Genomic DNA, 20,892 nt, shown 5'->3' on the forward strand with positions numbered 1-20,892 from the left:
GGGAGTGTAACTCAAACTGTGTCATTGGATTAGCATCTTAAAAACCTCTTTCTAATTTGAGTCTATCCCCAAATCTAATATAAAGTTGGGATATGGTCAAGCCCCAGTTATGCATTGGCATCGTCCATTTTTTTGCAATATCTTTAATAATTAAATACATCAATTTCATGAGCGCCTGTTCAGAGCTGAAAGCTCCTTTAGACTTAATAATTTTTCGTATCTGACGGTGCATTCCCTCGATCGGATTTGTGGTGTATATAATCTTGCGAACCTGATCCTCGTACTCAAAGAAAGTAGAAAGATTGGTCCAATTATCCATCCAGGATTTGGCAGCAAGCGGATATTTCTTACCCCATTTTTCTTCGAAAGACAAGAGGTTCTCATAACCTATTTCTTCGTTCACGGCTTTATAGACTGGCTTTAAATCCTCCATAACAAGCTTTTTATCTTTCTCAGTTACATAGCGCATACTTGTTCTGATTTGGTGAACAATACACAACTGGATCTTTGTTTTTGGAAAAATAGCTTCTATGGCCTCAGGAAACCCTTTTAGACCATCAATACAAGCAATAAGGATGTCTTCAACACCACGTTGCTTTAGATCCGTAAGAACTGAAAGCCAGAACTTAGCTCCCTCATTTTCTGAGCTATAAAGACCGATCAGATCTTTTCTACCATCCATACCAACTCCCAGTATGTTATAAATAGCTCTTGATTCAACAGTTCCATTCTGGCGAACTTTAATGTGCATGCAGTCCAGGAATACAAAGGGATAAACAGCTTCAAGAGGCCTACTACGCCATTCATTTACAGCTGGAAGTACACTTTCGGTAATACGCGATATTTCAGTGGCAGAGATTTCCATTGCGTACATTTCGCGTATAAACTCGCTTATCGCCCGTGTGCTCATTCCTTTGGCATACATGCTCAGCACGTGTCCCTCAAGCTGTTCAGTAATGATTAATTGCCTTTTAGGTACTACCTTAGGCTCGAATGTGCCGGATCTATCACGGCCTGTTTCCAGTTCAAATGTCCCAGTGTTAAGGCCTCGGACAGTCTTTTTTGTCTTGCCATTTCGCCGGTTGCTATTGCCCGAAGCTTTCTCTTCGTTCAAATGGTTTTCCAGTTCTCCATCCATCATTGATTCCAACAGATGCTTCATTAACGGCGCTAGGACGCCATCATTGGGAGACAAACTTTTACCTTCGTAAAGACCTTGCATGGCTTCTGCCTTGAAGCGTTCAAAGTCGAATGGGTCTTTTTCTTTCATGACCGTGTCGTTTGAATAATTGAATATAAATAATCTTATTGAATTATTCCTCTGACACAGTTCATGTTACAGTCTCTTTATTAATGAATTTAGATCAAAGGCTAAGAAATATTATGTGCCTCTCTTTTTGATATGAGGTAAGGATTATGATATTGTTCATAAAAACGTTTCTTGTCGTCCCTATAGGCCGTCACTGCACCCATCTTATGCATCAGTTTGATATAGTACCATGCAAGGTCAACCTGATGAGGCCTGAAACCGCTACGCGCGCTTTTGGGAAAAAGGTGGTGATTATTGTGCCATTCTCCAGCTACAATTCCGGGCCAGAGCTGATTGATAGATTTATCATTTATACTGAAATCTATTCCTTCACGTTGTTTGTCTTTCCCCTAAGCGTGCCCTCCATAGTTAAAGGTCCGCACACCTATCGCCCAAAACCCTGCGGCACCAAAGAGGCTGGAGGCCAACGCATTTCCTCCGATAAGGTAAAATGCAAGATACCAGAATGACCAGTTCAGCAACCATGACAATACTGCGTACAGAGGCGTTACATATGATCCCCATATTCTGTATTGCTCGTAGGAATTACCAGGTACCCAGTATGTTGCATGAGTAATCTGCCCCGATTATAGTCGCTTTCGGTCAGGTTTTTTGATATCGGTTGATGATTGACATCGGCTAGAAAACAATATAGAAAAATAACGGAAAGTATTAGTAGACATTTTGCATTTTCTTAGTTAATTTTCGATTTTCCCACTACCATCGGTCTGTCTGCTCCTTTATTAATAAATGAAAACACATTGCCTTTTTTAGCCAGAATTGGCCATGTACGGTTTTCACCTTCATAATTTCTTCTTAAATTATCATACCTAGGCTCTAAAATTATCTTTCCATCATTATCTGCAAGGCCAGATTTGCCTTTTAACGTGATCTCCATTAGCTCAGGTGAAAAGTTATCGATCATATCATATATAGGCTCAAGTATGATTTTGCCTTGACGATTCAGCACACCATACTTTTCTTTCTCTTTTATCAGCATGAGATCCGGATGGTCATTAATCGCTTCCAGACGGTCAAATCGAGGATTAACAACCACATTTCCTTTCGTATCAATCAATCCATAAAGCATTTCATCTCCTTTTTTACTCACTACCCACGCTAGGTTGTCATAAAATTCACCAACATAGGCAAAGTCATTAAAGCGAACCTGCTTTCCATTCTCATCAATAAATAGATTTTCTCCCTTAATATTGATCTTGAAAAGCTCGCTTTGAAAAGGTTTGGCATCCTCTTTTCTATTTTCCGGTATATTAAAACTGCTGTAGTAGCCATTTCTGTTCCATTCTGGACGTTCAAACACTTTTTCACCTTTCATATTAAAAATGACATATTTGGATCCTTGTTCTGCCAGTAGGAGCTTATCGCTGAGCATCTTTAGCAGATAAATATCTTGAGTATAGGGTATCAACACTTGTCCATCACTATTGTATACTGCCGATTCTTTGGTATAGCTCTTTCCATCCACTTTCCTCCTAATCTCAAAAATTCGTGCATTTAACCACGTGATTTCTACATCGCCTACTGGAACAATAAACTGTTTCTTTAGACTGTTGTAGATCCCCAGTCGTTTATCATCATAAACAGGGAAGATAAAAGGACTGTCGTTAAGATCGCCATAGGTGTAGCTTCGATTGATATAGATATCAGACTGTAGGCGATATTCTGGCGGTAATATTTCTTTACCCAGTTTATCGTAAATTCCATAGAGATTCCCATTTACAGCATAAAAATAAGTTTCTCCATGCTGGTTTACGATGGCAATTTCCGTAAAATTTGTAGGAAAAATAGGTTTTGCGTTTTCCCAATCGAAAATTCCTACTTTACCCTTGTCTTTTACATGCAGATAATAGGGCATCGCATCCAGTTTGGCTTCGGCGGCTATCCTTTCAAGGTATTCTTTTGAAGCATTTGCAACAGCAGGCATGAGTGATACACGGTCACCATAAAAAACTGTCTGTCCGGCTGAGTTTTTGAACTGGATCTCGTCATACTGGGGAGACAATAACAATTTGCCGCTTTCATCAATTAGCCCCATTCTTCCCGCCTTTTCTACAATAGCATGACCTCTTACGAAATCATTTATTCTATCATACAATGGAGGGGTGACTTCTTTTCCGGCAGCATCAATCAGCCCCTGCAACCCATGTTCTTCAATCTTAAGAAAGTCACTACCTCTCACCGGAATTAATGATTTGTAAACTGCAGGAAGTACTACAGTCCCCTGCGAATCAATCAGACCATAGGCCTTATTTTGAAAAAATGCTGTATACTTTTTGGTTTTAAGTAAGATGTTGCTCAAGTCTTCATATGTTGGAGAGACAACTACTTTACCGCTTATATTTGCTATTCCTTGTTTTCCATTAAGATGAATTTGAAGCATATCCTCAAACAGATAATTCTTGCGCACTTCATCATAGATAGGGGGCTGGATAATTTCACCATCCGCTGAACGCAGCCATCCCCATTTATTGTTTTCTTTAAAACCAATGATATCTTTATTGATGATCTCCAGGGCTTGGAAACGTGGTTTGGAAATTACTTTTCCCTCTAGATCGATAAGCCCATACATTCCCTTTTTTTTCGTTTGTGCAAACTGGTAATTGTAACGGATACCCGGATACCATTGCCCGTCATAATGGCTGGGTAAAGTCACCTCATCGTAATCAAAGTTGCTTAGTAATTTTCCATTTTTGTGGATCACTGCGTATGCTCCGTCTTTCACTACAGAAAGCAAATCACCTGAATGATCTTTGACATCATCAACCAACAATCCAGTAACTGGATGACAGAAATAAATTTTACCTTCTTTTTGCACTTTTACAAAAGGAGTACGATAATCACCAAAGCCGATAGCATCAAAGATAACAGGAGGCTGGGCTCTTGCTGAACCGGCAGTGGAAAGTATGAGGAATAATAATAAAAGTTTGTTGATCATCGTTTTTATTCGTCTATTAAATTATTTTTAAAGGAAATTTCAGCTCCTGCATGTTCGATACCAATGGATTTAGATGAGATTCAATGGCCATAAAAACTGTAACATCATCTTTCACGTCCAAAGCATAAAATCTCGATTGTGCACGTTTACTCAGATTAGCGATAAATTAACAGTGTAAAAGGCCAAGCAATTTTTTGTATGCCATAAAGAACATCGTCTGCCAAAACTACGCTTATCCTGTTTACAAAAACATCCCTGAATACAGCGAAATTTTTAAATATTTCCCTCCGGCCTCATTTTTAATTTTACAGATTGCAGTAAAACTATCCATCAATTATACATTTAGCGAATCGAAAAACAAACCTAGCGAATTATAAATGCTTTTGGAGTGGTACAGTAGAAATACTTTAAATTTGAAATGAAAACAAACAATTGTGACCTGTCTCCAAAAAGCAAGAATTTTAAAAGTAGAGACTTGTCGGCCATCTTGTAATGCAAGAAAACCGAAATCTGACAATATCGAATTCATTAGGTCGACCAGCGGATATCGGGCATGTAAGGTATTACAGTTTACAGGACAGTTCTGCAGATTGAGATCATTTCTTTTGCACTATAGAAGATGCAATTGAATGTTGCTTTGAAGAATATGGTAGGATAAAAGGCAGACTTACCTGTTTTTGAAGCCTTCCCGCTTTTCAAGCAGTGAATAAATATAAAAATACAGGTTTAGAACAAACAGAATGCTGCGTTCTTTCCCGAAAATCACGCATGAAGATATTCATAAATCCAAAAATTTTTACATAGATTTAAAGCTTACTTGTAATTATAAGATTTATTTAACCCTTTTTAATGGCAACAATACGGATGATTTCCAGCGTTATACTGACGTGCCGAACTATACCCACAATAATTTGTTTTTTTATTTTTAGCCTTAGCAATTCTTTTGCGCAATCACTTGACAATTTTTTCGTGATAGGACAACGCTATACGATAAACTCTAAAATACTTAATGAAAGCAGAAATTATTCTGTTTATCTACCGGCTTCCTATAAAAACAATGTCGACAAAAAATACATCGTTGCCTATGTTTTAGATGGGGACAGGAGTAAGTTTTTGGAAGTCTCGGGGATTGCACAATCGATGCATTCAGATGCAAATCTTAAGTTGCAAATCCCTGAGCTTATTATTGTTTCAATAGAAAACACGGATAGAACGAAGAATTTTACTCCTACAAATTCATTGAATTATTTGGATAAAGAAGATATTACTGCATTTAAAAGCAGCGGAAAAGCGGATGATTTCATTCGTTTTATGGAGAATGAATTAATGGTGGAAATAGATAAATCTTTCAGAACCGTTCCACAAAGCATGATTATCGGACATTCATTGGGTGGACTATTTGCGTTACATTGCCTGTTAGAAAATCCGCAGCTGTTTAGTTATTACTTACTTATCGACCCTTCTTGGTTTTGGGATCATAATTATATTGGGAAAAGAAGTAAAGAAGTATTGGAGAATCGAGTCGACCTAAAAGCTAGAATATACATTGCATTAGCCAATAATATGCAGGAGGATAAGAGGCACTATCAATGGGGAGATCAATTTTATAAATTACTGAAAGAGAATAAATCTCCCGATCTGAAGGTAGACTTTAGATATTTTGAAGACGAAAAGCATTTAACAGTAACAATTCCTGCCACATATTATGGACTTCGATATCTCTTCGAGCCATATAATATTGATATAAATGAAGTAACAAAAGACCCCGATATATTGGTAAATTACAGTGCAAAAATAAAAAAGGAACTTTTCTTTGATACTAAACCGGACCAAAGTTTTGTAAATACTATTGGATATGTTGCCCTTTATGATAGAGAATTACCTGATATAGCAATTTCTATTTTTGAGCTGAATACTAAAAATTATCCGCAATCAATAAATGTATGGGATAGCTTAGCCGAGGCCTACACAGTCAGGGGGTATATTGATAAAGCAAAAAAGTGTTATGAAAAAATCTTAACACTTTCTCCAACTAATAATACCGCAAAAACGAAACTAGAAGAATTAAATAGCAAAACAAAACAGAGAAACTAACTGCTGGTCATCAGCGCTCGAATACAGCATTTGATACCTCTTCGCCTGCAATAAATAATGTATATTATGCTTGGGTATTAACCTTGCCAGATTGAAAAGTAGCCTGTCATGATAATAACCAGGACCAATTCCAATTGTTGCCAATGTTGTTATCAGCACCGATATCATTAGCATTATCGGTGCTAGTTTATGTAGATTTCTTCGGAGGTCGCTCTATCAGCGATGGGAAGAAGAGGGAATTAAAAGCGAGCTACAGACATGATCAAGTTAGTGTATACTGTATTTGTGATGTGATGATACTAACTATATTTACCAATCGCAGCAACCGAACATTATATCCATCTTTTAAAGCGAAATGGTGGGCATGTTGCTAAGAAATCTGCTCACTCTAAAGCAGCCTCTGTTTTGATTAAAAATTGATCAACGGCCTTCCGGATGTCAATTCCAGATCTTTTTGCCAAGACAATCAGCCACCAAATGTTTTCACCAAGTTTATGTTCCAATTGCGCTTCAGAATCTACTTTCGGCCAACGTTGTTGTTGCGACATAATGTTTCTGCCGACCAATCCAGCATCCGTTAAATAAGCCAGAGCATCTTCTTCCACAGTCCATTCACTTCCATGGTGCATCAATTCCAGTTGGCGGTATTTTCTTCTAATTTCCATACTGCGGCGAATGATTTCGTCAAAACTATCTTTATTCATATCTTTGCTATTGTTGTTATTATAAATGAATTAAATCTGCCCTTACAAAGGCTATTTTGCCTTCCTTAAATTTAAAATCAAAGGTACCCTCAATTTTACCTTCGGAAAAATCTCCTGTGAACTGTACAGCTAAATGAGCATTTGCTTCATCAATTATTTTCAGTTCTGCCTGTTCCGTATGTGTATTGTATCCGATAAAGTAGCAATCAAAATACTGCTGAATTCCTTTATGCCCTTCAAATATTCTACCTACCGAAGAGTCATCTAAAATAGCGTCCGGCAGATAAAAGGTAAGATATTTTTCAGTATCGAATGCATTGCTCGCCGCAATTAAATTCTTGATAAATGTCTTTATATTCATATCATTACTGTTGTTTAGCCCACATTGGATTTGTCTCTAATATAGTTCTATGCGCAGGGCAGGAGGGGGAGTGAGCACCGGGGAGATAACCAATACTCATTAGAAACTCATTTACGATTTCCCCACCGGTAAAACGGAATGTTTTTTTGAACAGTTTTACCCATTCTCCTTTGGTTTTTGGGTGATGGTGCTCCAGCCACTTTTCAAAACTACCATATTTCCTTTGCAGAAGTAGAAAGGTTTTCGCATTTTCAATTGCTGCATTAACCTTTAATTTGTTACGGATAATTCCCGCGTCATTCAGCAACCTTTCGCGATCATTCCCGTCATAGGCAGCGACTTTCTTGACGTCAAAATTATCGTAGGCTTTACGGAGATTTTCCTCTTTTTTAAGGATAGTTTCCCAACTCAACCCCGCTTGATTTATTTCCATAATCAAGCGACCAAAAAGCTCATTGTCATCATTAATGGGAAATCCGTAATGATTGTCATGATAATTCTGATGAAGGCTCCGGTTGGGTTCCTTCATCATAGGTATGTAGTCGCAATAACTCATTGTTTATTAATTTATGTTGATACAAAGATCGACTAAGGTGCGGAGGTAAAGTTCGTCAAAATGGAAGAGTTAGTTGCCATTTTGACGAACATCTTATCTAAATAATGTGTGTATCGGACAATTAAGTTATGGATCTGCTGTTCACGCCCATTTTTAAATTTGATTTTATTGTTAGGCATTATTGTCTATTAAATAGGTGTCGGGAATATCGTTGATGATATCCTCACCATACGCCGAGCCAGGTGATTGATAGCCCACTTTAAAATCACCATTCAAGATGCGATGTGCCACAGCTACCACCGAAAGCGGTGTAAGGTCATATCCCGATGGAGCATCTACATAAGCTTTTACTACTTTCCCGTCTTTAGCGGTAAGCTCAGCTGAAATCCCATTTCGCCCCGCTGCTCGCTCCTCAGCTGTTGGTCCATCAGGCAGATTTTCGGCAGTTAAATCTGGAAGTTCATTGGCGGGCAGATTTAATGAAAAAAACTCTTCAATATTTGGAATTCCTGTGGATTTATAGCTAAGAATAATTCCTCCCAGAGGCGTTGGCATACATTCCACTTCGTCTTTACCAAACGAAAATAGTTTTGGCTGTGGATCAGGATGACCAATAATTTCATGATTTCTACGGACTAATATACCTAAATCAGCAATATTCTTACTGCTTAAAACCGAACCTCTGGAAAACCCGCCGTAGTGTCGGAATCCCACTTTCAAATATTCGGGTTCCGTCACTAATTTTGAAAGATGCACCACCAAAGCGTCATAACTTACAAAAAGTCCAGCTCCGGATATCAATTGTATTCCAGCTTCCCGAGCTTCTCTATTCAGTGATTGTGCCAATCGATAGGTGTCCAGTTCCGCACTAATATCCAAATAGTGAACACCAGCTTTCAGGCAGGCTTTCATTACTTGTTGGGCAGTAAATTTAAATGGACCGGCGGCATTAATTAGAGCCTGTTTACCATGTAATGCTATTTTCCAGGCGTACTCAGTATCTACATTAAAAATGTGATAATTAACCGCTAATTCTTCTGCCAATTTTCGCGTTTTATCGGGATCTCGTCCTGCAATCTCAAAATCAATATTCAATTCCTTTGCCCTGGAAGCGATGATTCTTCCAGTATATCCTGTTGCCCCATATATCAAGAGCTTATTTTTCTTGTTGTCCATATGCTGATATTATTCAAGGTTTAAGAATTATAATGATGGATTTGACCCTCCATCAACAATATAATTTACACCGGTGATATAGGATGCTTTTGGAGATACCAAAAAGCCAACCAGTTCTGCAATTTCCTGTGGCAGGGCCATCCTTCCCAGCGGTATTCCGCCGAGGCTATCCATCAAATCTAGTGTTACCTGTTCTATGCTCAAATCCGATGTTTTGGCCAGTGATTGCAGGTAGGCATCCATTGTATCTGTCTTTACCATTCCCGGAGAGACCGTAGCCACTCTGATCCCTTTTGGGCTAAATTCTTTCGACAAACTTTTGCTATAATTATTCAGAGCTGCTTTGGCAACGGCATAGCCACCTAGCGATTGATATACCGGAAGCGTACCTGTGACTGAAGAAATGTGAATGATGACACCGCTCTTCTTTTCTACCATCTGCGGCAATATTGCTCTGTCTATGCGTACGGCAGATTGAAGGTTTAATTGCAGGTCATTTTCCCAATGTGCATCGGTAAGGGCTCCAAACCCACCAGAGGGACTGGTAGAACCACCCATATTATTGACCAGAATATCTATTGAACCAAATTTTTCGTTAATTTCATTAACCATCTTATCGGTTTGAGCGGCAATAGTCAGATCTGCTGCAATGAAATGATGTTTTGTGTGTGTTTCTATAGGGCGGGTTCTGGCCGTTACAATTACGAGTGCCCCAGCTTCCGACAACCTTTCGGCGATTGCCCTGCCTATGCCTTTTGTACCTCCTGTTATCAGGGCTACTTTGCCTATAAGTTCTTTTTCCATTTTATCTTTTTTTAAATTGATTGATATGTCAAAACCAATGTTTCCGATATTATTATTTTTTTTATTATACTTAAACTAACCGGTCATTAAACAGCTGGATAAGTACCCCCGTCAACAACTATATTAGCTCCGGTGATGTATCCTGCACCATCCGAGACCAAAAAGGCCACCATATTGGCAATTTCTTCAGGTTCAGCCAAACGGTTCAACGGTACCCCGCCCAGGCTATCCATAAGTTGTTGTGAAGCTTCTGCTACAGTTTTGCTAATGGTCTTTGCATAGCTTTCCAAAAAAGTTTCCATAGCTGTTGTTTTGACCATGCCCGGGGAAACTGTATTGACCCGAACACCATTCTTTGCCACTTCATTGGCAAGTGTTTTACTGTAGGCATTTAAAGCCGATTTCATTACCCCGTAAGAGAAATTGGACTGGTACAAGGGTATCTTGCCGTTAAGTGAGGAAATATGGATCACAACTCCCGAATTCTTTTCGATCATCTTTGGAACTATAGCCTTATCCAGCCTGATAGAAGCCATAAGATTGAGTTCGATATCCCTGTTCCAATCATCGTCACAGAGCATCTGGAATCCTCCTGCCGGAGAAGAAGTACCGCCCACATTATTAATCAGGATATCTACCGTTCCGTATTTTTCGATGATTTTTCCTGACAACTCAGCAATATTACTATTATCAGTCAGATCAGCCGCTATAAAATGATGTCCGGTTTCTTCCTCGGATGGTTTTCGTGCTGTTATCACAACTGTTGCGCCATTGGACGCCAACTTATCTGCTATGGCTTTTCCAATACCTTTTGTTCCACCGGTAACCAGTGCAATCTTGCCCCTTAATTCTTTAGTTGAGTTCTCCATTATTGATAAATTATTGAAACATATGTTTCAGATTTGATTAAAAAAAATTAGTACTTTTTACTGACTGGGTCACGCAAGATGGTCTGCAGATGATCCTGACTTTGCCCCGACTCAAAAGGGGTCAAGTGGATTTCATGGTGCATTCCGGATTTCTTAAATCCATTCTCCGTCGCAAATTTCTGGAGTATGGGCAACGTTTGCAATTCTCCGGCAAAAGGTCCTTTATGTAAAAGCTGTACACAAGTTCCTGCGGTGTAAGTAAAGTGCTCAAAGTCTTTTGCGAAAGGGAGATTGGCTGTTTGCGCAATCTCTTGTATGGTTTCAGCCTTTATAAAAGCTGGAATGCTGATCACAATGCGGTACAACAACAGATCTAGATCAACAGTGGTATAGAAATTTCCGATATCTACATATCCCACTTTTTCCTCTTCAAACCAGTAGAATATTTCTACCACTTTGCTCGAAAATGCGAAATCGGTTTTAGCATATTGCTGTTCCAATATGGTAACAAACTTTTTAATTGCTGCTTTCTTTTGATAGAAGAGAATAGTTCCAGGAGCACCTGTTCCAAGAATAGAAACATAGCTAACTTCGCCTATTTCCACTAGTTCAGGCTTTTCGTCTGCTGTGTAGTAATGTTTGTACTCTTTCAGTATATTCATAATTTTAAAACGATTGTTTCAGATTTTGGTAAAAAAAATTATTGATTGATCTGATTGATCAGGAACTTTGCCATGCTTTTAATGCGATTTTTGTCTTTATGGATGATAAAAAATTCGTGCCAGCCACTAAAATGATTGATGATATAATCCGTCAGCATAGCTGCATCCTGGCTTATCGTTATTTCTCCCTTTTGGATCGCTTTTTCGACCAAGCCATTCAAAAGGTTAAAGGTAAATTCATTGTCAGCCTTAATGATTTTTTGCACCTGCTCATCAGTAGCAGCTACCTCAAAAGTAGTTTTAATGGCCAAGCAACTGTTGGGTTCATTTGTGATGGTATAAGCCGAAGATTGGATAAATTTTTCGATCGCCTTTATTGGAGACTTAATTGGCTCCAACTGCTTTACGGCTTCTTTCATCCTTGACTCGGTATAATGCTTTATACTACGGATAAAAAGTTCGTGCTTGTCGCCAATGGTATTGTAAAGGCTACTACTATTGATACCCATAGCCTCGGTCAGATCCCGCATCGTGGTGCCATTATAGCCTTTTCTCCAAAAGATATCCATTGCCTTGGAAACCGCTAATTGTTCGTCAAATTCAACATTTCTTGCCATATTCAAGTGCAAAGATATAAAAATATTTAAAACAAACATTTCAGAATTTAATATTTATTCCTTCTAGTGAATTCAATTCAATAAGCTTTTTTTATAGTCAGAAGGGGACAACGAAGTTTTACTTTTAAAGAGTTTATTGAAAGATTGCGGATGTTCAAATCCTAGATGATATGCGATTTCAGCGATGGTCAGTTCATCCTTTGTCAAGTATTCTTTCGCCTTCGTTATTACTTTTTCGTGGATGAACTGCTGGGTATTCAATCCGATTAGGTTGCGCAGCAGATCGCTCAGATACCGCGGCGTAACATTAAGATTTTCTGCCACTGATTGGACGGTTGGTAAACCCTTGATCAGTGATCTGTCCTCGTTAAAATAGTTGTCCAACAGCCCCTCCAATTTTGAAAGAATATCACTGTTTGCCGCCTTTCGGGTCAGGAACTGGCGATCATAAAATCTGTTGGCATAATTGAGCAAAAGTTCAATCTGTGAAATGATCACATCTTGACTGAATTTATCGATACGTTCGCTCAGTTCCTCCTGAATAAATCTGTAAATACTCAGAATGGTTGCTTTTTCCTTTTCCGAAAGATAGAGAGCCTCCGCAGCCGAGTAGGCAAAAAAGCCATATTGTTTGATCTGCGTATTTAATGAATAGTGTCGAATAAAATCGGGATGGATGTGGAGGGTCATTCCACTATAATCGGCCTCTTCATCCTGCATTTTTAGTACCTGACCGGGGGCTATAAATGACATACCGCCCGATTCAAAATCATAAAATCCCTGACCATATTTCAGTTTTCCTGAAAAGTTTGTCTTAAAAGATATCTTGTAAAAGTCTAGTATAATTCCGTGCTCAAAATCCTTTGGGTCAAATATAGCATCTCCATAGTCCATTATACTGATCAGTGGATGTGACGGAGCCTTCTGGCCCATTGCCTTATGCAATTGGAATAGCGAACTGAATACGACAGGCTGTTTTTTCATAGTACAAATTTAAGTGATTTATAAAGAAGTCGTTTCTGCTAGATTGATATTAAATCCGACAGAAACAACGAAATTAAAATATAAATTGTGAACGTATTTTTTCGAATTGTCCTTCGGGTGTCAATTCCAAACGCTCCTTATATAAACCAATAGCATCGTGGCCTGCTATATACCTAAGCTGTTCTTTGTTATCAGTGGCTGCATCATAAATAATCTGGGCCACGTCTTCTGCTTTTGTATAATTGGCAAGCTGCTCCTCGCTATAGCCCTCACTTACTTTTGCTACTAGTTGATCGTAAGCTTGATGCATTCCACTTTGTAAAGACCTTCCTGCGAAATCAGTCTGCATTCCGCCAGGAGCTACTACCTTGACTTGAACTCCAAATTGTGCCAATTCGTAGGCTAGCCCCTCTGAAAAACCATCTACAGCAAATTTGGTGGCATTATAAATTGAACAGGTTGGATACCCCAATAAGCCAAATGTACTTGTTATATTGACGAATATTCCATTTTTCCTTTCTCTAAAATAAGGGATAAATGCTCTAGTGATATTAATTACACCGAGGAGATTGGTGTGCACCTGTGACGTAATTTGCTCATCGGTCAAAGCTTCCAGCGGACCTATTAAACCGAAACCGGCATTGTTTAAAACAACATCCACAGAATGGGATTGTAAAATAGACGAGACTTTATTTTGAATAGCCACACCATCCGTAACATCCAATTTTATTAAGGTTACATTTGGAAGTTCTTTCAGTTCCTGTTCCTTTTCCGGGTTTCGCATCGTTGCAATAATGTTCCAGCCCTTTGTGCGAAATAATTTAGCTGCTGCCTTTCCTAAACCTGAAGAGGCTCCCGTAATGAAAATTGTCTTTTGCATGTTTCTTTGTTTTGATTTAACGATACAAAGGTGGGCATTGCAAAAAGCCTAAGATTAATCTAAAGCGTAGTATTATAAGTCAAAATGACGATGGTGTAATAATGGAAACTTTTTTCTACGGAGGACAAATATTTCAATGCTATTAGATAGTGTTCCATTTCCGATGTATCGATTATCTTTAAGCTATCACCTTCTTTTACCCTTACAAGGACAAAGTCGGATGAGATATCAACATTATCCAGGCCGAAGAAACGTATATGTAAATAATATCCAGCATCCTTTAATCTCTGCAAAGGCTCACAGCGGTGGAATTAGATGAGATTAAATCGATATCTAAGATTTATAGCTTCTGATTGATCCAAAACTTCCAGCGTTTTAAAATCGTTAGCTTGGGAAGATAGTTTTACTAGATGAATATTGAGCTTGTTTCTTTAGCGGAAATTTCGGTAGAGAAATTTGAACTGATCAAGTCTGTATTATAGTTAATTCCCTTGTGCCAGTAATTCTGTTGGTGAATAGCCGAATTGCTTTTTAAACGCATATGAAAAATGTGAAAGGTTTTCAAACCCTACTTCATAACAGACTTCAATGGGTCTCGTTTTTTTTTCTACAAATTGGTAGTGTGCCAACTCCAATCGGTTTTTAGTGAGCCATCTCTGTGGTGTGATACCGAATATTTTGTTAAAATCCCTTTTGAAAGTCGTTTGGCTTCTTCCCGTCAGATACCCGAACTTTTACAATGATAAATTGAACATAAAATTCTTTTCCATATAAGCTGCTAGGTCAATTTTTCCAGGTTCTTCAAAGTTTGCCAGTACATTATCTATTTCTTTATCTATTATACGGAGAATGCTGATAGCCTTTGTAATTTTTAAGGAAGCTATTTTTTCAGGGAGTACCTGCATTTCAAAGTAAGGAATTAGAGACGAAAGGCAACTTTCTAATAATGGGTGATTTTTGAAATGGAGTATTTTTTGTGTATGATGTGCATCAGGTTTTACATTCAGGTTTGAATAAAAATCTTTCAAACTATCGGCCGTTAAGTGCATTACAACAGTCTTATGAGCTTGTCCATCTTTGGGATAGTTGATAATTATAGCTAACTGATTTTTAGGGATTAAAAAGATATCACCCTTTTTAAAGAGAGATATATAGCATCTGCTTGAACAATTTTAGTTTGACCGGAAATAAACCAGATCAACATATGGAAATCGAAACTGATATCCGATTTAAAGAATTTGTCCTCATAGCAGGAAAGTTTAGTGTCGTCTGTAATATATTTTGCGTGATATTCCATAAAGAGAGCTATTTGATTGGCTTGCAAGGTAGCGGATAGTATAATCGGTAATGAGAGCAATATCTTCCTGTACATGTCAACGGTTCCAAACTTTTTTATTCCTGCAATAATCAGCAAATATCCACTTTATAAAAATTTGTACTACGTTTGTTACTATCAACTAACTTCCCTTTAAAAAGGTTAAATAATTAATTAATATTGAATTTTACTCCGGTCATTTCTTCACTTACATTCCATAAGTGTCTTGCCGAGTTTTCTTCCAATGAATATTGTTGCACACCAGACTGATGTAGTTTCGCTTCCGTCGGGATGGAAGGATCTGTTGGTAATAACGCTGCAATGTCATTATCTTCGAGATAAACACCGCCTATTAAATTCAATAATGGACTGGTTGCAGCAAAAATGTTGTAGCAGCACCTTGAGGAATAGTCTTCAATGAAGCTATTATTTCTGGATGTATATTTCCATTTTCGTCTAGAAATCCTAATTTTTTCCATTGTTCTTGGTCTGCATTTCTCCCTAGTTCTGTCCCTCCGATAGAACCCGGATGTAAGGAGTAAGCTCTTACCTTGAAATCTTTGGCTCGGTTGTCTAACTCCAAGGCGAAAAGTTTACTTGCCGTCTTTGATTGCCCATAAACCTCGAGGGTTTCATAGTTCCTTTTTTCAAAGTTTGGATCTTCATTAAAGGAAGAATTATGATGCCCAAGGGAGGATACATTTACGACCCTAGCTCCATTTGCCTTTTTTAATGCCGGCCATAATTTTGCTGTAAGATGAAACTGGCCTAGATAATTTGTTGCCAGTTGAGATTCAATTCCACGTTGATCACGTTGCAATGGAATCCACATAATTCCTGCATTGTTGATTAATAAATGAAGCGGTCTGTGCGATGAAATGAATTTTTCGGCAAAATTGTCAATAGAAGCAGGGCTCATCATATCCACTTCTTCCATTTCAATATACCCTGCAGATTTGTTTTTGATTTTTCTAAGTTTTATCCTAAAAAGAGACCGTTAAATTTATTAAGAGGGCAACTTGCATTGTATAAAACTTTTTACAGTTTAGCTATGTTCCTAATTCATAAGGTTCCCGATTATATAGGACAATTAAGTTCATGTAAGGAAAAAGTTATGATACAATTAATGCTTGTAGAGGATCATCATTTAGTTAGAAGCGGTTTTCAACTGATTTTGGAGTCTCAAGAAGATATGGCAGTATTAGCAGATGTCGAGAGTGGGGCGATGGCCCTGGATTTTTTAACAAGAAACCAAGTGCCGGATCTGATTTTGACAGATGTCAAGATGGGAGAAATGGATGGGATTTCACTGATACAACGTATCAAAGAAAAGTATCCTCAAATTAAAATTCTTGCACTTTCGATGTTGAAAGATATACTTACAGTTTCTGATGTCTTAAATGCTGGAGGAGATGGTTATCTTGTCAAAGATAGCTCTGCTGATGAAGCACTATTTGGAATTCGTCAGATCGCAAATGGAGAAAAATATCTGAGTGTCTCGTTGGGCATATCTTGTGTTGAAAACTATCGTCATTACACTTCGAATACGCCCGATAAAGGGTATATATTAGCCAAATATGATATTTCTGAACGGGAATTAGCTGTACTTGAAATGATTTCTGAAGGTCTTACCAATGCGGAGATCGCTGATCGTATTTTTTTGAGCAAGCGTACAGTGGAGGGGCACAGAAAGCGTCTGATTGAAAAAACACATACCAGAAACACGGCCGGACTGGTTCGGTTTGGTTTTCAGAATATGCTTTTACACTAAAATTTAAATAACTATGGCAACAAAAAATGAAAATAGATTGGTTGGAAAGGAAATGAAAAAGAAGAAGAAAGTAAAGCTTGGCGTAAAGGGCGAAGTATTAAAAGATGTAGATCATAAAGTCAATGACGCTGCTGATGCGCTGACTGGTTTTTATCCATTTTTTTTGTTTAAGTTCATCTAATAAACATGTGCAGTCCCTTTATAGTTAGAAGAATTAGTACTCATTCCGAACCGGTTTTTACTTAAATATAATACACTTTAGGCAATGCATTTCATCGCATCCAGAACGTGTTTTTACTTTTTATGCTGTATATATGCGTGTTTTGGCGATTTCGAGACTGTCAGATGAACGAATAAACTTGTGCCTCTGTTTATTTAACGAACCGCTCATTGAATCTGCTATTGACAACATTGACAGAAGAAAAACAATGTGGTGAAGATTTGACAGCACTTGCCTATACAAATCTAAATTCAAAGGCGGAATAAGAATAAAATAAAAAGAGTTAGAAATTTTTAAATAATCACTAAACACAGATATTATGACATTAACGACAGGAAATGAAGGTGAAATTACCAAAAAAATTGAAAACCAAACGTCTAAAGTTCCCTCCACGCTATTTTTAGGCGCAGCACTACTTTCTATGGGCATATCGGCCGCTTTAAAATGTATGATGCACGATAAAACCGCCCTGTTCGTTGGGCAATGGGTGGCGCCATTTCTATTATTGGGCATCTATAATAAAATTGTAAAAACGGAGGGACACGATTAGCTCTGACAATAAAAAAGAAAATTAGCATTCAATAGCTATTGGGCTCAACCAAGTTGAGCCTATTTTTTTAAAAAAACGATGAAATTATGGAAGATTTTAAAAAGATCAATCGGCGCCGGGCAATCGGCGCGTTAGGGACCGGAATTTTTGCATTTGGCCTTACCGGCAATTGGAGTGATGCAGCCACTCGGCAGATAGCTTATAGGGAGGATGATCCCATAAATAAATATCCTAAATAGACTTTAAATTTTTACTGAAATATTTTTGATTTTTACAGTTAAATATGAATAATTCAATGTGTAATAAAAATAAAGCCTTTCAACGGTGGCTGGTGCACAAGGTGCCGGCGATTTAAACAGGCTTTTTATATCAGGACCTGATTCAATCCTGAAAATGCTTTGATCTGAAATCTTTACATTTTTGGGTAGGTCTATCTTACCGGACTGAACTGAAGTGTTCAGTCGACATGGGGTATCCCTACAAATCATAATGGAAATATTAATTTGAGTTATAAAACCGCTAAGGTTAATCTTTTTGGCGATGTTGGATTTCGTTACCGTGATTTAACAGTCAAAAGCGAATTGAAAAGGATATCATTAGGCGATGGAATACAGCGAATTTCGAATCAGGAAACCAGTCCGGAATGTGGTCACGGCCTGTTGATCAGACGTCGCAAGCGCATCGCGCGAACAACAGATGCCAATCATGTTTATAAAAGGTATCCAAACCTCATAAAGGAACTAATGATAACTGGCCCTGAGCAGTTGTATACTAACCCAGGTTCATTTTTCATTTCTTCTTCGAGGCTCTTGCAGTTGGGTTATAATCAAGGCAGATTTTTATCCAATAGTCAAAATCGTCAAGTTTTTGAAAACCGATAGGCTCCACATAACAATAGCCTTTTAGTTGCTTTCCTTTCATGATCATCGGCAAGAATCCTTTTTTTTCCGAGACTTCATCTTCCAGTTCCGCGCTATAGCGGCACATCAGGTTGTCATGGCTGATATTGATACACATCTTCCCATTCACCAAAAAAGATAATCCGCTAAACATTTTCTTCTCCTCAATGTCGATATTTTCTTCCATTGCAAGCCTTTTGCGGACGCGGTTGACAAGTTCATTGTTATAAGCCATCACTTCAATTTGTCTGTTATTTAAAATTACTTAAAAACTACGATTGTAGCGAGATTTTTCCCTGTTATAATTTAAAGAATTACAATAAGATAAGGTTGTAGGCAAAGATTGTCCAGGTGATAGACTAAAACGGAGGCAGTGTCTTTTGGACTCAATAGCTATTACTTAAGTCCATACTCTGGTTAACATAATTTAAGTCTATAATACATTCATCAGGTTTTGTAACTTTTCTACCGTAAATGACTTGGCTTAAGATTCAGTGCCGCACTTTGTACAACCTCCGCTATGCGCTTTTGTCTAGTTTCCGGTTTTCTGACGAGTACAATCCAGCCCAATATTATTTTTCTTGTTGATTTGCTCAGACTTAGAAAATAATCTTTCGAGCCAGTATGTTTTTCGAAAGCAATTTCTAGGTCATTCGGAATGATCAGTTCTTCTATTTCATCCAAGATTGTCCAATATCCGTTCTTTTTCGCAATCTCAACGCTTTCATAGCCCTGTTTTGTCATTCTTTTGGTGTCAATAAGCTGCTGATTTTTTTCTTTGTTGATTTTTGACCAGTTGCTTTTAGGTTTGCGTTTGGCAAAAAACTGTATAAAAGAGATATCGTTAATCTTTTTCCTTGTGCTGTCGATCCAACCAAAGCAAAGCGCTTCGTCAACGGCCTCACTCCAACTTAATGAAGGGACATTCGACTTCTTTGTATAGAAGGTAAGCCAAACAGATTGTCTGGACAGATGGTTTTCATCCAACCATTGTCTCCAATCTGTTTGACTTTGCGGATAATATGTATCTATATCCTTATTATGCATTTTGTTGGGCTAACCATTTTAAAATTGAACGGTTTGTTTCCGTCGGTTTTTCCTGTTGAATCCAGTGACCACAGTCCAGACTGACAATATCCAGATTGGGAACGATATTTTTAAGATTTTCAGACTTTGGAATCGTATCCTGTTCTCCATATATCATCAGCGTCGGTTGATGAATGAGCGGCTTGATGTCCGCCATAAGGTGCCAGTTTTGATCAAGGTTTCTGTACCAGTTTATGGCTCCAGTAAATCCAGCTGATTCAAAGGCGGAAACAAATACAGACAGTTCGCTGTCTTCCATTAGCGGCTTGCCAATTGGTTCTTCAGCTCTTGCGAGATTGATCATGAGCATGCCGGGGGCAGGTGGGGCAGGAGGCATATCCTTGCGGAACATGTTACGCAGGAACCGGTGTACGTTTTCATTCATGATAGCATCTGCAATTCCGATCTGCTTATTGAAATGAACAAAGTAAAAGTCTTCTCCAAATAGGATTTCCATCAGTTCAATCCATGGTTGTTCTCCGCGCTCCTGATAAGGCAGCGCTAAGTTTATTATTCTATTTACCCGTTCAGGATACAATAGTGCCAGATTCCACACTACATTAGCACCCCAGTCATGCCCAACAAAGGTGGCATCCTTATATCCGTAGTAGTCGAGTAGAGCGACAAGGTCAGCAGTCAAGTGCTTTATATCATAATCCGTTACTTCGGTTGGGCAAGATGAGTTACCATAGCCACGTTGATTTGGGACAATGACGTGATAACCTGCAGCGACCAGAACCGGTATCTGATAACGCCAGGAAAACGCGTGTTCCGGAAAACCGTGACAGAGAATAATCGGTTTCCCTGAATTTTGCCTTCCGGCTTCAAATACCTCTAATACTACATTATTAACTGGGATCAGCGTAGGCTCTGGAAATTCGATCTGACCGGATGTTGTACCGGATGGTATGTCGCTCATGTTTTTATTGTTTAATAAAATTATCATGAAGCAAATTTAAATCTGGTTTGTGACAACATAATGTCAGTAGTCATAAATTAGAAAAGTCCAATCCCATTTGGCTTAAAACCAATTAATAAATATTATGGCTAGATCAAAAAAACATTTGGGTAGGTATGTA

The 20,892-nt window shown here is 38.3% G+C and carries 25 protein-coding genes; 6 read left to right on the forward strand and 19 right to left on the reverse strand.

Features of this window, described 5'->3' with window-relative positions:
• Window positions 1-37: 37 nt before the first annotated feature.
• Entirely contained in the window at window positions 38-1,270 is a 1,233-nt protein-coding gene (locus HPC41_RS01190) for an IS256 family transposase (protein WP_120334405.1), read from the reverse strand.
• 733 nt (window positions 1,271-2,003) lie between these two features.
• Window positions 2,004-4,265 (reverse strand): WG repeat-containing protein, encoded by a 2,262-nt coding sequence (locus HPC41_RS01195; RefSeq protein WP_172392198.1) that lies wholly within the window; start codon window positions 4,263-4,265, stop codon window positions 2,004-2,006.
• A 434-nt stretch (window positions 4,266-4,699) separates the two neighbouring features.
• Between HPC41_RS01195 and HPC41_RS25745 the strand changes: the two genes are divergently transcribed.
• Complete coding sequence (locus tag HPC41_RS25745) at window positions 4,700-4,894, forward strand: Ada metal-binding domain-containing protein (protein WP_216660623.1); 195 nt, start codon at window positions 4,700-4,702, stop codon at window positions 4,892-4,894.
• 340 nt (window positions 4,895-5,234) lie between these two features.
• Window positions 5,235-6,359 (forward strand): alpha/beta hydrolase-fold protein, encoded by a 1,125-nt coding sequence (locus tag HPC41_RS01205; protein WP_172392199.1) that lies wholly within the window; start codon window positions 5,235-5,237, stop codon window positions 6,357-6,359.
• Between the two features lie 383 nt (window positions 6,360-6,742).
• Here the strand turns inward: HPC41_RS01205 and HPC41_RS01210 are convergent, their stop codons facing one another.
• The 14 genes from HPC41_RS01210 to HPC41_RS01265 form a co-directional block, all read right to left on the reverse strand.
• Window positions 6,743-7,063 (reverse strand): nucleoside triphosphate pyrophosphohydrolase family protein, encoded by a 321-nt coding sequence (locus HPC41_RS01210; protein ID WP_172392200.1) that lies wholly within the window; start codon window positions 7,061-7,063, stop codon window positions 6,743-6,745.
• A gap of 19 nt (window positions 7,064-7,082) precedes the next feature.
• Window positions 7,083-7,424 (reverse strand): nuclear transport factor 2 family protein, encoded by a 342-nt coding sequence (locus HPC41_RS01215; RefSeq protein WP_172392201.1) that lies wholly within the window; start codon window positions 7,422-7,424, stop codon window positions 7,083-7,085.
• Window positions 7,425-7,428: 4 nt separating this feature from the next.
• Complete coding sequence (locus tag HPC41_RS01220) at window positions 7,429-7,980, reverse strand: DNA-3-methyladenine glycosylase I (protein WP_172392202.1); 552 nt, start codon at window positions 7,978-7,980, stop codon at window positions 7,429-7,431.
• Window positions 7,981-8,151: 171 nt separating this feature from the next.
• Complete coding sequence (locus HPC41_RS01225) at window positions 8,152-9,156, reverse strand: saccharopine dehydrogenase family protein (protein ID WP_172392203.1); 1,005 nt, start codon at window positions 9,154-9,156, stop codon at window positions 8,152-8,154.
• Between the two features lie 27 nt (window positions 9,157-9,183).
• A complete protein-coding gene (locus tag HPC41_RS01230; protein ID WP_172392204.1) occupies window positions 9,184-9,960 on the reverse strand; it encodes an SDR family oxidoreductase in 777 nt (258 codons plus the stop codon).
• 86 nt (window positions 9,961-10,046) lie between these two features.
• Window positions 10,047-10,829 carry an SDR family oxidoreductase gene (locus tag HPC41_RS01235; RefSeq protein WP_172392205.1) on the reverse strand — a complete coding sequence of 261 codons (783 nt, stop codon included), beginning with the start codon at window positions 10,827-10,829 and terminating at the stop codon, window positions 10,047-10,049.
• Window positions 10,830-10,876: 47 nt separating this feature from the next.
• Window positions 10,877-11,491, reverse strand: a complete 615-nt coding sequence (locus HPC41_RS01240) for a GyrI-like domain-containing protein (RefSeq protein WP_172392206.1) — start codon at window positions 11,489-11,491, stop codon at window positions 10,877-10,879.
• Window positions 11,492-11,529: 38 nt separating this feature from the next.
• Window positions 11,530-12,108, reverse strand: a complete 579-nt coding sequence (locus HPC41_RS01245) for a TetR/AcrR family transcriptional regulator (protein WP_172392207.1) — start codon at window positions 12,106-12,108, stop codon at window positions 11,530-11,532.
• A gap of 72 nt (window positions 12,109-12,180) precedes the next feature.
• Window positions 12,181-13,092, reverse strand: coding sequence for a helix-turn-helix domain-containing protein (locus HPC41_RS01250; RefSeq protein WP_172392208.1), 912 nt, complete (start codon window positions 13,090-13,092; stop codon window positions 12,181-12,183).
• Between the two features lie 73 nt (window positions 13,093-13,165).
• Window positions 13,166-13,972 (reverse strand): SDR family oxidoreductase, encoded by an 807-nt coding sequence (locus tag HPC41_RS01255; RefSeq protein WP_172392209.1) that lies wholly within the window; start codon window positions 13,970-13,972, stop codon window positions 13,166-13,168.
• 482 nt (window positions 13,973-14,454) lie between these two features.
• On the reverse strand, window positions 14,455-14,694 hold the full coding sequence (locus HPC41_RS25215) for a helix-turn-helix domain-containing protein (protein WP_246250265.1): 240 nt from the start codon (window positions 14,692-14,694) through the stop codon (window positions 14,455-14,457).
• Between the two features lie 12 nt (window positions 14,695-14,706).
• The gene (locus tag HPC41_RS25220; RefSeq protein WP_420240153.1) at window positions 14,707-15,123 is read right to left on the reverse strand and encodes a hypothetical protein; all 417 of its coding nucleotides are present in this window, start codon (window positions 15,121-15,123) and stop codon (window positions 14,707-14,709) included.
• A 334-nt stretch (window positions 15,124-15,457) separates the two neighbouring features.
• Window positions 15,458-15,649, reverse strand: a complete 192-nt coding sequence (locus HPC41_RS25225) for a hypothetical protein (protein WP_246250255.1) — start codon at window positions 15,647-15,649, stop codon at window positions 15,458-15,460.
• Window positions 15,646-16,224, reverse strand: a complete 579-nt coding sequence (locus HPC41_RS01265) for an SDR family NAD(P)-dependent oxidoreductase (protein ID WP_246250258.1) — start codon at window positions 16,222-16,224, stop codon at window positions 15,646-15,648. Before HPC41_RS01265 ends, HPC41_RS25225 begins: the two co-directional genes overlap by 4 nt.
• 177 nt (window positions 16,225-16,401) lie before the next feature.
• Here HPC41_RS01265 and HPC41_RS01270 point away from each other — a divergent pair, with 177 nt between their 5' ends.
• From HPC41_RS01270 to HPC41_RS01285, 4 genes are all read left to right on the forward strand, one after another.
• The gene (locus tag HPC41_RS01270; protein WP_172392210.1) at window positions 16,402-17,058 is read left to right on the forward strand and encodes a response regulator transcription factor; all 657 of its coding nucleotides are present in this window, start codon (window positions 16,402-16,404) and stop codon (window positions 17,056-17,058) included.
• A gap of 13 nt (window positions 17,059-17,071) precedes the next feature.
• Window positions 17,072-17,239: a hypothetical protein gene (locus HPC41_RS01275; RefSeq protein ID WP_172392211.1), complete on the forward strand. Its 168-nt coding sequence runs from the start codon at window positions 17,072-17,074 to the stop codon at window positions 17,237-17,239.
• A 358-nt stretch (window positions 17,240-17,597) separates the two neighbouring features.
• Complete coding sequence (locus HPC41_RS01280) at window positions 17,598-17,828, forward strand: hypothetical protein (RefSeq protein WP_172392212.1); 231 nt, start codon at window positions 17,598-17,600, stop codon at window positions 17,826-17,828.
• Between the two features lie 86 nt (window positions 17,829-17,914).
• Window positions 17,915-18,067: a hypothetical protein gene (locus tag HPC41_RS01285; protein WP_172392213.1), complete on the forward strand. Its 153-nt coding sequence runs from the start codon at window positions 17,915-17,917 to the stop codon at window positions 18,065-18,067.
• 550 nt (window positions 18,068-18,617) lie between these two features.
• On the opposite strand, the gene HPC41_RS01290 is transcribed toward HPC41_RS01285, so the two are convergent.
• The 3 genes from HPC41_RS01290 to HPC41_RS01300 form a co-directional block, all read right to left on the reverse strand.
• Window positions 18,618-18,962 carry a TfoX/Sxy family protein gene (locus HPC41_RS01290; protein ID WP_172392214.1) on the reverse strand — a complete coding sequence of 115 codons (345 nt, stop codon included), beginning with the start codon at window positions 18,960-18,962 and terminating at the stop codon, window positions 18,618-18,620.
• A gap of 230 nt (window positions 18,963-19,192) precedes the next feature.
• Window positions 19,193-19,774 carry a YdeI/OmpD-associated family protein gene (locus tag HPC41_RS01295; protein ID WP_172392215.1) on the reverse strand — a complete coding sequence of 194 codons (582 nt, stop codon included), beginning with the start codon at window positions 19,772-19,774 and terminating at the stop codon, window positions 19,193-19,195.
• Complete coding sequence (locus tag HPC41_RS01300) at window positions 19,767-20,732, reverse strand: alpha/beta fold hydrolase (RefSeq protein WP_216660624.1); 966 nt, start codon at window positions 20,730-20,732, stop codon at window positions 19,767-19,769. Before HPC41_RS01300 ends, HPC41_RS01295 begins: the two co-directional genes overlap by 8 nt.
• Window positions 20,733-20,892: the final 160 nt, after the last annotated feature.

Origin of the sequence: Sphingobacterium prati (assembly GCF_013167215.1) — a bacterium.
In the GTDB taxonomy this organism is placed as follows: Bacteria; Bacteroidota; Bacteroidia; order Sphingobacteriales; family Sphingobacteriaceae; genus Sphingobacterium; species Sphingobacterium prati.

What these genes read in the sequence shown, in the direction of transcription:
- HPC41_RS01190 (WP_120334405.1), bottom strand. Translation starts at nt 1,270, where the DNA reads ATGAAAGAAAAAGACCCATTCGACTTTGAACGCTTCAAGGCAGAAGCC.
- HPC41_RS01195 (WP_172392198.1), bottom strand. Translation starts at nt 4,265, where the DNA reads ATGATCAACAAACTTTTATTATTATTCCTCATACTTTCCACTGCCGGT.
- HPC41_RS01210 (WP_172392200.1), bottom strand. Translation starts at nt 7,063, where the DNA reads ATGAATAAAGATAGTTTTGACGAAATCATTCGCCGCAGTATGGAAATT.
- HPC41_RS01215 (WP_172392201.1), bottom strand. Translation starts at nt 7,424, where the DNA reads ATGAATATAAAGACATTTATCAAGAATTTAATTGCGGCGAGCAATGCA.
- HPC41_RS01220 (WP_172392202.1), bottom strand. Translation starts at nt 7,980, where the DNA reads ATGAGTTATTGCGACTACATACCTATGATGAAGGAACCCAACCGGAGC.
- HPC41_RS01225 (WP_172392203.1), bottom strand. Translation starts at nt 9,156, where the DNA reads ATGGACAACAAGAAAAATAAGCTCTTGATATATGGGGCAACAGGATAT.
- HPC41_RS01230 (WP_172392204.1), bottom strand. Translation starts at nt 9,960, where the DNA reads ATGGAAAAAGAACTTATAGGCAAAGTAGCCCTGATAACAGGAGGTACA.
- HPC41_RS01235 (WP_172392205.1), bottom strand. Translation starts at nt 10,829, where the DNA reads ATGGAGAACTCAACTAAAGAATTAAGGGGCAAGATTGCACTGGTTACC.
- HPC41_RS01240 (WP_172392206.1), bottom strand. Translation starts at nt 11,491, where the DNA reads ATGAATATACTGAAAGAGTACAAACATTACTACACAGCAGACGAAAAG.
- HPC41_RS01245 (WP_172392207.1), bottom strand. Translation starts at nt 12,108, where the DNA reads ATGGCAAGAAATGTTGAATTTGACGAACAATTAGCGGTTTCCAAGGCA.
- HPC41_RS01250 (WP_172392208.1), bottom strand. Translation starts at nt 13,092, where the DNA reads ATGAAAAAACAGCCTGTCGTATTCAGTTCGCTATTCCAATTGCATAAG.
- HPC41_RS01255 (WP_172392209.1), bottom strand. Translation starts at nt 13,972, where the DNA reads ATGCAAAAGACAATTTTCATTACGGGAGCCTCTTCAGGTTTAGGAAAG.
- HPC41_RS01265 (WP_246250258.1), bottom strand. Translation starts at nt 16,224, where the DNA reads ATGGAAGAAGTGGATATGATGAGCCCTGCTTCTATTGACAATTTTGCC.
- HPC41_RS01270 (WP_172392210.1), top strand. Translation starts at nt 16,402, where the DNA reads ATGATACAATTAATGCTTGTAGAGGATCATCATTTAGTTAGAAGCGGT.
- HPC41_RS01275 (WP_172392211.1), top strand. Translation starts at nt 17,072, where the DNA reads ATGGCAACAAAAAATGAAAATAGATTGGTTGGAAAGGAAATGAAAAAG.
- HPC41_RS01280 (WP_172392212.1), top strand. Translation starts at nt 17,598, where the DNA reads ATGACATTAACGACAGGAAATGAAGGTGAAATTACCAAAAAAATTGAA.
- HPC41_RS01285 (WP_172392213.1), top strand. Translation starts at nt 17,915, where the DNA reads ATGGAAGATTTTAAAAAGATCAATCGGCGCCGGGCAATCGGCGCGTTA.
- HPC41_RS01290 (WP_172392214.1), bottom strand. Translation starts at nt 18,962, where the DNA reads ATGGCTTATAACAATGAACTTGTCAACCGCGTCCGCAAAAGGCTTGCA.
- HPC41_RS01295 (WP_172392215.1), bottom strand. Translation starts at nt 19,774, where the DNA reads ATGCATAATAAGGATATAGATACATATTATCCGCAAAGTCAAACAGAT.
- HPC41_RS01300 (WP_216660624.1), bottom strand. Translation starts at nt 20,732, where the DNA reads ATGAGCGACATACCATCCGGTACAACATCCGGTCAGATCGAATTTCCA.